This is a genomic window from Paenibacillus cucumis (ex Kampfer et al. 2016) (assembly GCF_019748695.1).
Taxonomy (GTDB): domain Bacteria; phylum Bacillota; class Bacilli; order Paenibacillales; family Paenibacillaceae; genus Paenibacillus; species Paenibacillus polysaccharolyticus.
Window position 1 is genome coordinate 1 of record NZ_JACLIC010000039.1, and the last position, 15365, is coordinate 15365.

The 15365-nt window shown below is 43.8% G+C and carries 12 protein-coding genes; 2 read left to right on the forward strand and 10 right to left on the reverse strand.

Annotated elements, in window-relative coordinates; all coding sequences use genetic code 11:
• Positions 1–16: 16 nt before the first annotated feature.
• The 7 genes from H7T88_RS21585 to hcp all read right to left on the reverse strand — a co-directional run bounded on the left by H7T88_RS21585 (position 17) and on the right by hcp (position 8923).
• Positions 17–946 (reverse strand): ParB/RepB/Spo0J family partition protein, encoded by a 930-nt coding sequence (locus tag H7T88_RS21585; protein WP_221790232.1) that lies wholly within the window; start codon positions 944–946, stop codon positions 17–19.
• A 2-nt stretch (positions 947–948) separates the two neighbouring features.
• Positions 949–2619: a ParB N-terminal domain-containing protein gene (locus H7T88_RS21590; protein ID WP_221790233.1), complete on the reverse strand. Its 1671-nt coding sequence runs from the start codon at positions 2617–2619 to the stop codon at positions 949–951.
• Positions 2620–2920: 301 nt separating this feature from the next.
• Complete coding sequence (locus H7T88_RS21595; protein ID WP_221790234.1) at positions 2921–3370, reverse strand: V4R domain-containing protein; 450 nt, start codon at positions 3368–3370, stop codon at positions 2921–2923.
• Between the two features lie 254 nt (positions 3371–3624).
• A complete protein-coding gene (locus H7T88_RS21600) occupies positions 3625–4656 on the reverse strand; it encodes an NAD(P)/FAD-dependent oxidoreductase (RefSeq protein ID WP_221790235.1) in 1032 nt (343 codons plus the stop codon).
• The gene (locus tag H7T88_RS21605; RefSeq protein WP_221790236.1) at positions 4656–5669 is read right to left on the reverse strand and encodes an ABC transporter substrate-binding protein; all 1014 of its coding nucleotides are present in this window, start codon (positions 5667–5669) and stop codon (positions 4656–4658) included. The genes H7T88_RS21600 and H7T88_RS21605 overlap by 1 nt, the downstream gene beginning before the upstream one ends.
• A gap of 109 nt (positions 5670–5778) precedes the next feature.
• On the reverse strand, positions 5779–7395 hold the full coding sequence (locus tag H7T88_RS21610; protein ID WP_221790237.1) for a helix-turn-helix domain-containing protein: 1617 nt from the start codon (positions 7393–7395) through the stop codon (positions 5779–5781).
• A gap of 235 nt (positions 7396–7630) precedes the next feature.
• The gene (gene hcp / locus H7T88_RS21615; RefSeq protein ID WP_090915103.1) at positions 7631–8923 is read right to left on the reverse strand and encodes a hydroxylamine reductase; all 1293 of its coding nucleotides are present in this window, start codon (positions 8921–8923) and stop codon (positions 7631–7633) included.
• A 406-nt stretch (positions 8924–9329) separates the two neighbouring features.
• Here hcp and H7T88_RS21620 point away from each other — a divergent pair, with 406 nt between their 5' ends.
• On the forward strand, positions 9330–11981 hold the full coding sequence (locus H7T88_RS21620) for a cation-translocating P-type ATPase (protein ID WP_221790238.1): 2652 nt from the start codon (positions 9330–9332) through the stop codon (positions 11979–11981).
• 175 nt (positions 11982–12156) lie between these two features.
• Here H7T88_RS21620 and H7T88_RS21625 read toward each other — a convergent pair whose 3' ends face one another.
• The gene (locus H7T88_RS21625) at positions 12157–12540 is read right to left on the reverse strand and encodes a VOC family protein (RefSeq protein ID WP_221790239.1); all 384 of its coding nucleotides are present in this window, start codon (positions 12538–12540) and stop codon (positions 12157–12159) included.
• Between the two features lie 197 nt (positions 12541–12737).
• Between H7T88_RS21625 and H7T88_RS21630 the strand changes: the two genes are divergently transcribed.
• Positions 12738–14087: an MFS transporter gene (locus H7T88_RS21630; RefSeq protein WP_221790241.1), complete on the forward strand. Its 1350-nt coding sequence runs from the start codon at positions 12738–12740 to the stop codon at positions 14085–14087.
• 116 nt (positions 14088–14203) lie between these two features.
• Here the strand turns inward: H7T88_RS21630 and H7T88_RS21635 are convergent, their stop codons facing one another.
• Complete coding sequence (locus tag H7T88_RS21635; RefSeq protein WP_221790243.1) at positions 14204–14674, reverse strand: SMI1/KNR4 family protein; 471 nt, start codon at positions 14672–14674, stop codon at positions 14204–14206.
• A gap of 25 nt (positions 14675–14699) precedes the next feature.
• Positions 14700–15359 carry a DUF2625 domain-containing protein gene (locus tag H7T88_RS21640; RefSeq protein ID WP_154983423.1) on the reverse strand — a complete coding sequence of 220 codons (660 nt, stop codon included), beginning with the start codon at positions 15357–15359 and terminating at the stop codon, positions 14700–14702.
• Positions 15360–15365 lie beyond the last annotated feature (6 nt).

Below are 15365 nucleotides of genomic sequence, written 5' to 3' on the forward strand. Positions count from 1 at the left end.
TTGTCTCTAAAATATTTTAACTATTTGTATATAATTTCAGATCAGCTTTAAGATCACTGACTAAATTGTAATATTCATCAACTTTTGCTTTTAGTTTTGTAGTTTCAAATTCAATACCGGATAAATCAATTCTTGTAATGATATCCTTAGCATTATCTATGTCGTTAATATATGTTTTCAATTTACTTTTCCCTCTATACCGAATACTATTACTATCAATTTTAAAAAGTGCATCTGATAACTTCATATTAGAATCAGACAAAAAGGTTTTTATCTGTTCGGTGTTAGCCTTATAAATAAACGAATCATTCTTAAGGTCTAATATACCCACTAATTTTTTTTCAATTTTGGATAACATTATTGTTCTTACACCGTCCAATTTAAGTACTTTTATAATTTCAGGTTTTAATTTCGATAAATTTTCCAGCCATTTGATTAAATACACTAGAATCGAAATAGAAAATCTTCCATTTTTCAGGTTTTCTTCAATTTCAGAATGTTGATAATAATTGAATACTTTTACTCTATGAGAGACAAACGTACAACTTTTATTCATCTTACGTGCTAGTTCACTAAAAGAGCACTTTTCCCAATATATCCACATATCATGCGTATGTTTTGCCCATTCATAAACGCTCCAGTCTGACTTTCCCCCTTGGACTGAACCTAATCTCTCTTGTTCTTCTTCTATACTTTTTGGAGGTGCTACCAAATAAACAGGAATTACTTTCTGCATTAATTTCTTGGCTGCATACCACCTACGATGCCCCGATAATATGATGTACTGATTTCCTTTTTGATAACACGTAATTGGAACTTCCCATCCTTTTTCCCTAATCACACGTTGGATCTCGTCAGTCTTAATTGTATTATCAGTTCGAGGATTTAAAGGGTTTGGAAAAACACTTTTTATGTCCGCCATAATAAAATCAGAACGATTATCCACTTTTAAATCCTTCCTTTCATTTTTCTACTCAGTGCATTAATCTCACTTAAGAGACTGTCCAATTCATCTATGAGAAGAATAGCTTCTTTCTGATCTTTCCATTCTATTTTCTTCACTGACGACATTGAGTCATCTAACATTTTATAAATCTCTTTATGATCACGGCTTTTTTTTGATCGACTAATTTTCAATTCTATTTCTGACTGTTTCAATGTTTTTGTAGTATCTGAGAGGAAAGAGAATATTTCTTCGCTTGTGGCATTAAACACAAAGTATCTGTCGTTTGCTATTTGGCTGTTAAAGCATTTATTTTCGTATTTCGCTAGCATTTGATGTCTCACATACTCTTCACTAATTGAATCAACGAATTTAGGTTGATATTGAACTAGCCGTTTAATCCAACTTATGATGTAATCAAGCATAGAGATTGAGTACATACCATTTGTTAACTTGTCTTCTATCTCAATTTTTGGATAATACTTGAACACCCGAATTTTTGCTGCGATTTTTGATTTGGGTATTCCTATCTTTTTAGAAAATTCACTATAGTTTATGCCTCCCGAATAAATCCATCGATCATGTATATTTTTTGCAATTTCATATGGGGTCCAATCCACTTGAACGCTCTGAAGTGACCCCAAACGATCTTTTTCTTCTGCATAAGTTTCAGGAGAGTCTACTATAAATACCGGCATTTTGTCATAACCAAGTTGCTTAGCAGCATACCATCTTCGATGCCCTGCCAACAAAATATAAAAATCTCCCTTCTTGTAACAGGTCACAGGTTCCTCCCAACCTTTTGATGCTATTACATCCTGTAATTGCTCAGTATGAACTGTTAAATCCTTTCGAGGATTTTTTGAGCTCGCACTAATTAATTCAATCCTCACCCATTCAAACTTTTTATCCTTGGCGCTTTCTTCAAGTTCTCCGTTCATTTGAAGTTTTGAAAGTTGCATAAGCAGAACCTCATTCCTATCAGAAATATATTCGTGTGCAACTCCGCATTTATCTAATATTCCATCAATAATCACTTTCAACTGCAGGGCAGTAATTCCACAATGCTCAATAATATTTTCTCTACTGTAACCATCCATCAGTTTAATTGCTATTTCCTTTTCATGCTTAGAAAAGCTGTTCAGACTTTCAACTTGAAATATTACGTCTTGATCTATTTCTATAGCCAGCGTGTCAATGGTTAATTTCTCTTCTAGCTGCTCCTTACTTGAAACAATTTTTTCATGCAAGTACGTTACACGTCTAATCATTAAAAATTGTAATGCATTGACCGCCATATTGTATGAGCATTCCAAACTTTCTGATATAAAATAAGCTGACTTCCCTATCAGATTTCTGTTAATTATTTGAGTAATGAGGCTATTCACCTTTTTACTTGGTTTGACATGATTAAAGTGTTTTATTGTGAAATCTACTATTTTCCCTTTTACAAACTTGTAAGCATAACGCCAAAAAAAATCGTCACTTTTGCTAAAATCATACTTTCCAAATGCTTCTATTAACCCTAAATAACCTTCTTGTATTAGGTCTTCTTCTAACCATCTATCATATATCATTTTTGAAAAAACAAACCTTTTTACTAATCTTTCTATGTTTTTAGAATACCTACTTATCATCTTTTCAATTGTTACTTTAACTAGTTGAGGCTGATTCATTATCAGATTCTCCTCTTTTGAATCCTTCTTTTTATGATTATAATTTATTAATCTTAAGAAATCTTTCATTCGTCAAAGGTTCTGAACCTTCAACAAAAATATGTATTTTATTACAACTATTAACTAATTCCAACAAAAATGCACCTTTTCTATAACTGAAATAGTTGTTAGGAATTAAATCAGGATTTCTCAACATAAGTCGGTGGAACGCTTACTTTGTTATAAGAAAAATAAAAAATGCGAGTAACGATGATTTAAATCGTACGCGCATTTAACTTTAGGGGATTGATTTATCCTATTTTTACAGCTTGATCTCGTATTCGCAATGTTCATGACCGCTTACGTTACACTTGGTTTCTTTTACTGTCACTCTTCGTTTCATCATCTTAGTCAGTGCCCCTTCGAGAATTGCCCCCTCCAGATCACATACCATTTGCTCATCTTCAAGTGTAGGCAGTCCTTTACAGAAACAGTCATCCACGGCAACAATGATCTTATGCTCATTTCTTTCTATTACCCGAGGAATACCAATCCGCAGTTCTTCAAACATTTGCAATAATTCCTCGACCGTATGTACAGGCAGATTCTCTCCAATTTTACGTCCAATGGTAAGTGTGGTACCTTTGCCGCCCATCGGCAAACCCTGATTTAATCCAATTAACCGAATCGTACGGAACAGTTCCAGCGGCACCATATTTCCCAGCTTTTCACGATTCATCTTTCTCATATCCTCAAATGTATATTCCAACATCGTTGCGACCTCCCATGGATGATTTATAATTCCATAATGACAGAAAAATATTTCCCTTTCCTTGATTCCAATCAATAAAACAGGCGATTCGCCTAATCTTGCAATCCCGCATCTAACTTGCCAATATAACTTGAAACATAACAAAAAAACCTTGCCAACCACACCAAGAACTTCTCGGGTGGCTGGCAAGGATATTGACTTTCATCCTATGAATCTCGCACTCTCTCCTAGTCCTGACAGATACATAGGCCTGTCTATCTGTTGGTAATAGCTTTGTTTTTCTCAAAGAACCGGGCATTATGAGAAGACACACCCGCCATATCGGATGCTGCAGGTTCCAGATACATCTTGGCACTGTTAACTGCAAGCACTGCATCGTTAAAGGCTCCTGCGATCAGTCGCACTTTGCTTCCATAAGTGATAAAGTCACCGGCTCCAAACACACCTGGAATGCTGGTACGCATGCGCGCATCAACGCTCACCCCATAATCTTCACGTTCGAGTCCCCACTGTACAAGATTGCCGAAGTCGCGATCATACCCATGACTCACGATAACTTCATCCATGCCCAGCTGTTTCAATTCCCCAGTCTCCATATGTTTGAGTTCAACACGGTTTATCCGGTCACCCGAACCGTATAAATGAGATATCCCATAGGACGTAAAGACCTGAGCATGAGCTTTCATCTGGGCGACTGGCGTTTCATGTGCAGTGAACTCATGCCGCCGGTGTACCACAATCACTTCATTCGCAATTTTGGCTATTTCATTGGCCCAATCAATGGCAGAATCGCCACCTCCCGAGATCAGAACCCGTTTGCCGATAAAACGGGAAACGTCTGTAACCGTGTAATGCAGATTGGTTAGTTCATAACGGTTCGCACCCTCAATGTCCAGCTTTTGAACCTGTGTCATTCCCCGACCTGCACATAACAGGATGGTGCGTGTGTAATGTTGCTCTCCCGTCTTGGTTGTCAGCACGAATACACCATCTTCGCGCCGATGCATCTGATCAATCTGTTGGCCGAATACAATAGTGGGGTCGAATGTTCTCGCTTGTACCTCCAATGATTCAATCAACTTCTCACAACGTATAGGCTCGATTCCCCCCACATCCCAGATTAACTTCTCTGGATAGGTACGCATAAATCCGCCGAGTTCCTGTTTGGCTTCAATGATTTTAGTGCGCATGGCTCTCATTCCGCTGTAGAATGCAGAGTACATTCCAGCAGGCCCACCGCCTACGATCGTAATATCATAAATGTCCAGTTGCTTCTCTGTATTCATTAAGGCACCAACTTTCCAACAACATAGTCCATTAATTTAACCGAACCTATCGGGCCCACACCGGATACAAATTCACTGGTTTTCAGTGGGAAAACATGATCATTCTTTACTGCCTTCAGATTCGCCCACACCTGGCTTGCTTTCAGATCTTCCATGGATTTCTTCGTGTCATAACCTACGAGGGTTCTGTCTTCCAAGAAGATATAATCCGGATTCAACTCAGGCAAAAATTCCAGAGAGAACTGACTGAACCAATCTGTAGAGTCTTTAATGGCCTCCGGACTGTTTAAACCGAGGGTTTCATAGAAAAAGACACTGCTGCTTCCCCCTTTGGGACCCATGAAACGGTAACGATTGTGCTCCACACGCAGAACTAATACCGTCTTGTCCCCCAGAGCAGTTGCAATCTTATCTTTGGCCTGTGCAGCCTTCTCTTCAAATTCGGCCAGTACCTTAGCAGATTCCTCAGTCTTGTCGAAGATGGCCGCTAATTTTGGCATCGCCCGCTCCATTTCACTATTGGCATCCAGTGCCACAGTCGGAGCGATTTTGGATAATTCGTCGTATACGCCCTGTTCCATACCCTCGCCGGCTGTAAGAATCATATCCGGAGATAATGCAAGCAACTGCTCATAATTGTATTGATATTGTTCTACTTCTATCGTCTGAACACCGTGTTCTTTAAAATAGGCGGGTCGATATTCCGCTTCGACTTCTGGCGTGTACAATACGATCTGTGGTGTAACTCCCATCTCAATTAAATACTCGGCATAGATCGAATCAAACACAACCAGATTTTGAGGATGGGCAGGGATGGTCACCTCTCCAAACTGATCCTTCACCACTTTGGTTTCACTGTTATTCGGTTCAACTTTTGTTGTACTTGTTGCTTCCTCACTCTGAGTTCCTGATATACCCGCTGTTGTCTCCTCTTTGGTTCCGCTGGAACATGCCGCCAGCAAAATGCAGATCACCACCAGCATGATACCGAATCCTCTAAAACTTCGTAACATTATGCTTCGCCCCTTATATGTATTGATAATGATAATTATTATCAAATACTATCAAATAAGAAGTGTTGCATCCATAGCTTATCGTGCGTATTCAGATGGATTATTGTGCTCATTCTGATACGGTATCTACCAGATTGCTGATCATCTGATTTAGAATCAAATTTTGGCCCGTGATGCCATGACCGTCGACCCATAGATGAGTATCGATGTAGAATACCCGCTTGTTTTTTACCGCTTTCAGTTCATTCCATTGAGAACTCTCCACCAGTTTTCTCATATTCTCGTCCGCACTGAAATGTTGCATCATTCGTTTCTCAACAAACAGATAATCCGGATTGGCCTTTACCAACAAGTCAAGTGAGCAAGGATTGAACCAGGCTGTACCTTGTTCCAGTGCTTGCGGAATTGCTAATCCGAGCTGATTATATATCAACTGTGATATTCCGTATGAGTGCCCACCCAAATAACGGTAACCAAAAGCTTCTACCCTTAGCAGCATAACTGTCGAGGCGGATTGAATGATGGGTTGCAACTTCTGTTGTGCTACGCTAAGTTGTTGTTTCAATTGTAACTGAATTCCTTGGGCTTCTTCTTCCTTATGGAACCAAGCTGCCAATTGATAGAGCAAAGGCTCTATGTTCTGATGAAGTCCTGTCAAAAGTGGTGCAATTGTGCGCAGTTTTCTTTTAATCTCTTCTGTCATACTATTGCCCACAATAATCTCTGGTTGGACTTGCCTTACAAGTTCCAGATCCATATCATATTGCGTAACCTCAAGCAGTCTCACCCCATGCACGATAAATTGCTCACGTTGATGTGGAGACAACAGGATCTCAGTGACCATAACGGCATATGGAATAACACCCAGATGAATCATCATCTCTGCACAGATTGGGGAAAGCACTACTATTCTACGATGCTTCAAATGTTGTCTATATTGTTTCGGTGATTCCCCTGTCAGTTGTTTGAAGCGACGACTGAAATAATGAGCATCCTCAAACCCGGACTTTTTAGCAATATCCTGTGAGGTGGCTGAAGTTAATAACAGTTCTTCCTGAGCACGATAGATCCGATAATGAGCCAGATAATCCAGGGGCGACTTACCATATTGCTCACTGAATTTGCGGGAATAGTGCCACGGCGTAATGCCTGCGATTTGCGCCAACTGTCCCCTCGTAATCACCTGATCATAATGCTCCCGCATATAATCGACGGAACGGAGTATACCATCTTCCGGTCTCAGTTCGTTATCCCGCTTTTGCTGATAGAGATTATTCAACAGCTCATATAACAAGTGCTGATTTCCAACCCATGGCACCCTCCCCTCACCCGTGTTTTCTTCACTCATATGCTGAATAATGCTAGCCAGACTTCCCCCTGGAAGTTGCACTTTCTGATAGGCTTCCCCCGAGGGTACATGCCAATCGTACTTCTCTACTTCTCTTCCTTCCTCAAATACAGCGTAAGTATCGAACTGAACATGCCATCCTGCCAGATCCATATCTCCTCCGTCAATGACCTCCAGAACCGATTTCTCTTCAAGCGCAATTAATTCTCCAAAGGAGGCGTGAACACGTTGGCCGTTAATACTCCATGTCGCTTTGCCATCCAGAATAAATATCAGGCTGTGACTGGCAAAGTAATGCCGCTCCCCGGTGGATATCCATGTATTGTTTAATGCCTTGGTTGACCTCCACTGAGCAATCCATTCCATATTCTGAGGCATATCCTTATCCTTTCACGATCATACTCCTGAAAAAAGGCTACACGCATGCAGGCCCATTCCTGATCCAACTATTCTATTCGTCATACTCCCCATACACACATCCAACGTTTGAACTCATCCTACCTGAATCGCAATCGCTGTGCAATCCTATGCCGGAATTGGTTCACAACGTCAAAAAAAGCCGTGCAGGAAGCACGACTCTTTTATCCAATCTAACTCATATAGCTAGGTTTAATTAAGACAAAGCCAGCATTGCGTTCATATCTTCTTCTGCTGTTGTGATCAGTTTCAGACCAAACATGTCTACGAGCACATCCAGTACACCTTCTGAAATAAATTCAGGCGGTTTAGGCCCAATCCGGATATCCTGAATGCCAAGGCTGAACAGGCCAAGCAGAATTGCTACCGCTTTTTGCTCAAACCATGACAGCACGATGCTTACAGGAAGCTCGTTCACCGTGCAGCCAAAAGCGTCGGCCAAAGCCATTGCGATTTTCACAGTTGAACCGGAGTTGTTGCATTGACCCAAGTCGATATAGCGCGGAATGCCCGTGTCTCCCACCGTACCGTAATCCACATCATTGAAACGGAACTTGCCGCAAGAGGTAGTGAGAATTACCGTATCATTCGGTAGCGACGTAGCGAGTTCACGGTAATAGTTACCGCCCTTACCCGGTGCGTCACAGCCTGCAATGACAAAGAAACGACGGATATGTCCGTCTTTGACGGCCTGGATAATCTCGGGTGCAAGTCCAATCACGGTCTCATGATGATAACCTGTCGTTAATACTTGCTCGGATTGGATGTTCGCTACTGGCAGTGACAACGCTCGCTCAATAAGAGGTGAGAAATTCTCGCCTTCAATTTTCGTTACTCCTTCGAGACCAGCTACTTCATAAGAGAAGAATCGATCGGCATATGTGCCTTTGATCGGCATAACGCAGTTGGTTGTTGCCAGAATCGCACCCGGGAATTCCTCAAACAGTCTGCGTTGATCGTACCAGGCTTTACCGATATTCCCTTTAAGATGAGCATATTTCTTTAATGCCGGATAACCATGCGCAGGCAGCATTTCGGAATGCGTGTAGATGTTGATGCCTTTGCCTTCTGTCTGACGCAGTAATTCTTCGAGGGCGTACAGATTGTGACCCGTCACGACGATACAATGACCTTCAATCTGATTTTGACTCACCGTGATTGGCTGTGGAATACCAAATCGATCGGTATGCGCACGATCCAATACATCCATGATTCGAATAGCAGCATTACCGACTTTCATCGCCATCTCTAAATGTTCCTGCTGATTAAAGTTTGAGTTCGTAAGCGTCATATATAAAGCTTCGTGTGTGATCCGATCCACCTCAGGATCGGTATAACCAAGCTGCCGTGCGTGTGTTGCGTAAGCCGCAATCCCTTTCAGTGCAAAGATCATCGTATCCTGCAAGCTGGCAATCGTTTCGTTTTTACCACATACCCCAATTACTTTACATCCACCACTCGGTGTCTGTTCACATTGATAACAAAACATATTAATTCCCTCCAAACCAAATTAACTCCTTGTTATGAAATAGCGTAACAGAGCTGGAGGCAGACAATTGTGATATTACACACAGTTTTTCAAACTAACACCCATATTATCCCTTTTAAAACTTATATCAGACTATCATCCATCCAATTACCAGTATGACGACACACTTTGAAACGAGATCGATCTGGCATCAAGGTCCGATCTAAAATCAAAACTTTCATTCCAGTGATGCTGTCTCTACGCATAAGTATCACTGGAAATATGAATAATGACATAGACAACTAATGTCGCCCAAGTTTATCGTCAAACTACATATAAAATGTTGAAAAACAACATCCCTTGGCGATTCTAGATTTTGTCCATCCGGGTAATACACATATAAATCACATGCCGAGGAGCTGGTCGATTGCAACATTACAGGCGCAGTGCAGACGAAGTATTGCAGGAGTTACAAAGTTCCGAGAGAGGTCTTTCCACATCCGAAGCAACGAAGAGATTAGAATCCGTAGGATATAACGAGTTAAAAGGAAAAGATGCAACACCGATCTGGAAACTGTTCCTTGAAAATTTTAAAGATCCGATGGTCATCGTGCTGCTCATCGCAGCTGCTGTACAAGTTGTGCTTGGGCATCTGATCGAATCCTTGATCATCTTTCTCGTCATTCTGCTTAACGCTATCATTAGCGTGGTGCAGACCAAGAAAGCGGAAAGCTCACTAGATGCCCTTCGCCAGATGTCAGCCCCCGAGGCCAAGGTCATTCGAGATGGTCAGAAGCAGACGCTTCCTGCACGGGAACTGGTTCCAGGTGATATCGTTCTATTAGATGCAGGGGATTACGTACCGGCAGACGGGCGTATTCTGGAATCCGGCAGTCTCAAAATCAACGAAGGCATGTTGACTGGGGAATCCGAAGCTGCAGAAAAACATGCGGATGTGATTCCGGAAGAGGCTGGAATTGGGGATCGGCGCAACATGGCATTCAGTGGATCGCTAGTTGTATATGGTCGCGGCACGATTGTCATTACAGATACGGCACTAAAAACCGAAATCGGTAAAATCGCTGAATTGATTGAAAATGCAGAGGCGAAGGAAACACCACTGCAACGCAAACTGGAATCGTTCAGCAAAAAACTGGGCTTTTTCATTCTTGGGCTGTCGATTCTTATTTTTGCCATTGAAGCAGGACGGGTGTGGCTGACAGAAGGCACCGAAAATATCGGACCATCGCTGATCAATGCGCTGATGTTTGCTGTAGCCGTCGCTGTGGCCGCCATACCTGAAGCTCTCTCATCCATCGTCACCATTGTACTCTCTCTTGGTACCAGCAAGATGGCCAAGCAACATGCGATTATTCGCAGATTGCCCGCGGTGGAAGCGTTGGGATCGGCCAGCATTATTTGCACGGATAAAACCGGTACACTCACTCAGAATAAAATGACCGTTGTGGATTATTACATTCCCCATGGTACAAAAGACGAGTTTCCCGATGATCCTGCCGAATGGTCGGAAGAAGAACGTCGGTTGTTACATATTGCCGTACTTTGCAATGATTCGAACATCAACCAGGAGGGCAAGGAGCTTGGTGATCCCACCGAAGTTGCACTCATTGCGTTTAGCAACAGCGTGAACAAGGATTACAACGAAATCCGGGATCAGTTTCCACGGGAAGCCGAGCTTCCGTTTGACTCGGACCGCAAGCTCATGAGCACGGTGCATACCTTTGAGGGACAGACTGCTTTGCTGACCAAAGGTGGCCCGGATGTGTTGTTCAGTCGCTGCAGTCATGTATTTATCCATGGTGAAGTACAACCGTTGACTCCTGAGATTCGTACTCAATTCGAAGAAAAAAATGAGGCCTTCTCCAAACGCGCTTTCCGGGTGCTAGCCTACGCTTACAAACGTTTCGATGACAAAAAAGAGGTCACTCCCGAAGACGAATCCGAACTGACATTAGTCGGCCTGACAGCCATGATTGATCCACCGCGTGAAGCGGTTTATGGCTCGATTGAGGAGTCGAAAAAAGCAGGCATTCGCACCATTATGATCACGGGTGACCACAAAACTACAGCTCAGGCTATTGGTATTGATATCGGACTGGCAAACAAAGATGATCTCGCGATCACCGGTGCCGAGCTGGATAAGATGACGGATGAAGAGCTGGATGGGCAGCTGGAGCATATCTCCGTCTATGCACGGGTATCCCCCGAAAATAAAATTCGGATCGTGCGTGCATGGCAGCGCAAAGGTAAAGTTGCAGCCATGACCGGAGATGGCGTCAACGATGCTCCTGCACTGAAACAGGCCGATATCGGCGTAGCCATGGGAAGTGGAACGGATGTCGCCAAAGATGCGGCGGCGATGATCCTGACTGACGATAATTTTGTATCCATTGTGAATGCGGTCAGCGTTGGACGGATGGTATTTGATAATATTAAAAAGGCTATCGCCTATCTGTTCGCCGGAAACCTCGGCGCCATTATCGCCATCCTCTTCGCACTGGTTGTCGGCTGGGTCAATCCATTCACAGCGCTACAGCTGCTGTTTATCAACCTGGTCAACGACTCCTTGCCGGCTATTGCGCTCGGCACGGAGAAGGCTGAACCGGATGTGATGCGACGCGAGCCGCGTGACATTAACGAGGGCATTTTTGCAGGCGGAACGTTGCAGGCTGTTATCACCCGCGGGTTGCTCATCGGCGTTGCCGTAATTGTGTCGCAATATATCGGTCTCGGTATCTCGGAAGAGATGAGTGTTGCGATGGCGTTTACTACACTGATCCTGGCGCGCAGTCTGCAAACCTTCGCGGCACGTTCCAACACCCAGACCATCTTCCAGGTTGGCTTCCTGACCAACAAGCTCGTGCTTGGTTCGATTGTGGTCTGTCTCTGCCTCTATGGCATTACACTGATTCCGGGTGTTCGCAGCATCTTTGCCATTCCTGACACCTTCGGCTGGGATGAGCTCCTGATCGCAGGTGGGCTTGCGCTCGGCGCGGTTATCCTGATGGATGTCATCAAATGGATTCGCAATCGCGGCAAACAAACCACGGCGGCTTAGTTGATACACGATGTATCGTTGTACACCGTTGTAAGCTTTTATAGATTGGATAAACAAACAGGCGCCCTTTTTTGAAGGGCGCCTGTTTGTTTATCCGGGTTATTTTTTCATACCATAGATAGATTGTTTGGTGCTTCTCGGGTCTTGCTTCTTGCTTCTATTCCATTACCTTTTACTACCCCTGCTTGAAGCCAAAGGCAATCCATCGTCCATCAATATCCTCGATCACAAATTCTTTGTTATTATAATCAGAATGATGGAAGGAACGAACAATCGTTACACCCGCATCGATCAACTCTTGTTCGAGTTCTTCCTGCTGTTTCGTAATGAAATAGGCATCATATCCGTAGCCATACAGTTCTCTATTCGGAATCACCTTTTGTCCATTACTTTGGGTTAAAATAATCTCGGTAGAATCACGGTACAGACAGACATGCGGCTCTGCGACATCCAAGTATTCAACGACACGAAATTTTAATTTTTCTTCATAAAATGCAGCCGTTCTCCTCATATCAAGGGTTGGGAACACACTGTGGGACTCTAATAGTTCTGGCTTCATAATACTAATCTCCTTCATCCTAATTGTTCTTAAACCTGATTACGTCTGTTATGTAGTCACTCGAATAACTATGACACTATTGCCATATTAACATTGGAGGTGTAAAATAGAATATTGTTTTGTCTCCATCGTATGTAATACTAATGTCAAAGTCTTTTCATATCATACAACACTCTATAGAAGACAGGAATGGTTACATGAAAGAAAAAATTGTGATGCCACTTTGGACATGTTGTCTGTTCATCGTGGTCATGAACACAACCATGTTTAATGTTTCATTGCCTGTCATTATCCGTGATCTTCAGATCACTTCTGACCTGGGCTCCTGGGTTATCTCCAGTTATTCTATCGGATATGCCTTGTCTACCGTAATTTACAGCCGCTTGTCTGACCGAATTCCGGTACGTAAGCTGGTCACCGTTGGGCTCTTGATTCTCGGTTGCTCGTCCGTGCTTGGTTTGTTCGCACATAACTTTGCTTTGTTGCTCACGACACGTATTCTGCAATCTGCAGGGGCCGGAGTTATGGCTGGACTCGGTCTGGTCATTGCAAGCCGATACATTCCGGTGGAACGACGTGGTGCAGCTCTGGCTCTCATCTCATCAGGTAGCGCAATGGCTTTTGGTCTTGGTCCCATTGTTGGCGGACTGATCAGCGAGTACATGGGCTGGAACGGATTGTTTGCGATTACGGTGCTGGTGCTACTGGCCCTGCCGGTATTGCTCTATTTTTTACCACGGGAGACCGTGAACAAAGAACAGCCATTTGACCTTACAGGCGCACTACTCACCATTGTTAATGCAACCACCTTGCTGGTAGCCATCACACAGCGGTCATGGATATGGCTTGTCATCGGCATAGTCTCTCTGGCTACTCATATTCTTTATATTCGCAAAGCAAGGTTGCCTTTTGTGAACCCACAGGTATTTCGGACACCGGGTTTCACCAGGCTTATTATCATTGGGTTCTGCGTACTCGTGGTTAATCTCGGAAATCTGTTCCTTATGCCGTTAGTGCTTGCGGACCTGTATCATCGTTCTGCCCTTGCCATAGGTTTGCTCATTGCCCCCGGAGCGATCATCTCGGCATTTTGTACCCGTTATGTCGGGCGCTGGATAGATCGGTATGGCAATATGCGGTTTATGCTGATCGGGCAGTGTATGCTGGCGGCAGTTCTGGTGTTGTTTATGCTTGGACTTGACCAGTCTGCCCTGATCATTACAGGCGGTTACGTGTTCTTCTCGCCAGCACTATCAGCCTCCATGGCCTCCCTGAATAACGAAGCTTCACGTGTACTGCCTAGAAACCAGATTGGTTCTGGCATGGGCTTGTTGCAGCTGATCCAGTTCTTTGGTGGTTCGGTGTCTGTCGCCGTGTGTGGTTTGCTTCTGCACGCCATACCCGGAGTAACGCTACAAGAAGCTTATCATGTAGTATACGGCTGCCTGCTGGTCGTATGTCTCATTTCGCTTGGACTGACGTTATGGCATAGTAAAGCTACTTCAGTTTCGAATCGTGATTTAACCTCTGTACCCTCGGGTCGCTAATGTAGCGTGCTCCTGTCGTCGGAGTGTACCGCTAAAATTACAAGTTCAACTTATGTAAAAAAGGCTCGCACCTGTTTGCGAGCCTTTTGCTTCTTTTGCTTTCTCCAATACAAACCCTACGCTTGTGATGACCGTAACTGGAGAAGGGCCGCAAATGACTGGAAATGAGCAACAAGCAGCTTCACATTTTCCTCCATCAACTGCTGTGCCTCTTCCATCGTCTCGGCTTCACTCTCCGCATCTTCACGCACCATCGCCAGTTCATGCTCCATCACCAGTACAGAAGGGAACACTTTGTTCTCCCGATAATCGAGCAAGTAGTTGTTGCCGCTGCTGACACTCCACGCAATCGGAATAATTCGCCGCGGATCAGGATTGACTTCATCCACCAACGCAACATTATTGGCAATAAACTGATCATCCAGTACATGAAAACGAATGTCCCAATCTTCCGTCTCTGTGCCCTGTATCAGATCAAAGGAAGCATCGCCGTGTAGCTGAATAAAGTCCAGATAGTCCTGTGGAAAAACAATACCATAATGAGACTGAATACGCATCACACTTGCACGATCATTCTGGTCATTCATCCCTATTCGCCCTCTCTAAGCTTGATCAGTTTTTCGCTTCAAGTGCCGCTTTCCAAGCTTCAGCAATATCAACTGGCGCTTTGCTGCTTTTCTTTCCGCTACCTTCCTTCGTCCAGAGCGGAGGAAAATAAGCAAACACTTGGCCTTTGTCCAGTTGCGCCATATCTTCCTGCCAGCCTTTCCAGCGAAACGTTTCGTAAAATAATTGCAGATCACCCTCAGCCAGCCAAGTCATAAACTCGGAGAACGAGAGCTCTGTTGATTCCCACTCCAAGGCATCCGGTGCAAAATAATAAATCTGTCCCGAGCCATCGAACTTCCCGGTATCCAGAGCAAAAAAACCTCCAGCCACATCATAGGCCACGACCATCATGCCTGGCAATGCCTCTACAGCAGGTTCAGCACTCAAGCCATTCCAGCTGGCCAGACTGCCATATACACTCTCACCGCCTGCACCCAGCAACGTAATCCATCCATGATCCACCACCATGCCCTCCGTCTCATAGGCGACAGCCCCCAGATAGGAACGCGTGCTCACTTGGAGCTGGTGCAACGCATTCTTGCCCGTCTCCGGCTTTGCCGGAACATAGGTATATGTATTTCCCCCCTGATCCATAAGCGCTTTAAGCTCCGGCCAAGCATGATTCTCCTGATCCATTAATTCATCAGCAGACAGATTATTCATCATTCC

Excerpts from the sequence above, each read along its gene's own strand:
- hcp (WP_090915103.1), bottom strand. The coding sequence starts at position 8,923 with ATGTTTTGTTATCAATGTGAACAGACACCGAGTGGTGGATGTAAAGTA.
- H7T88_RS21635 (WP_221790243.1), bottom strand. The coding sequence starts at position 14,674 with ATGAATGACCAGAATGATCGTGCAAGTGTGATGCGTATTCAGTCTCAT.
- H7T88_RS21630 (WP_221790241.1), top strand. The coding sequence starts at position 12,738 with ATGAAAGAAAAAATTGTGATGCCACTTTGGACATGTTGTCTGTTCATC.
- H7T88_RS21610 (WP_221790237.1), bottom strand. The coding sequence starts at position 7,395 with ATGCCTCAGAATATGGAATGGATTGCTCAGTGGAGGTCAACCAAGGCA.
- H7T88_RS21590 (WP_221790233.1), bottom strand. The coding sequence starts at position 2,619 with ATGAATCAGCCTCAACTAGTTAAAGTAACAATTGAAAAGATGATAAGT.
- H7T88_RS21595 (WP_221790234.1), bottom strand. The coding sequence starts at position 3,370 with ATGTTGGAATATACATTTGAGGATATGAGAAAGATGAATCGTGAAAAG.
- H7T88_RS21605 (WP_221790236.1), bottom strand. The coding sequence starts at position 5,669 with ATGTTACGAAGTTTTAGAGGATTCGGTATCATGCTGGTGGTGATCTGC.
- H7T88_RS21625 (WP_221790239.1), bottom strand. The coding sequence starts at position 12,540 with ATGAAGCCAGAACTATTAGAGTCCCACAGTGTGTTCCCAACCCTTGAT.
- H7T88_RS21600 (WP_221790235.1), bottom strand. The coding sequence starts at position 4,656 with ATGAATACAGAGAAGCAACTGGACATTTATGATATTACGATCGTAGGC.
- H7T88_RS21640 (WP_154983423.1), bottom strand. The coding sequence starts at position 15,359 with ATGAATAATCTGTCTGCTGATGAATTAATGGATCAGGAGAATCATGCT.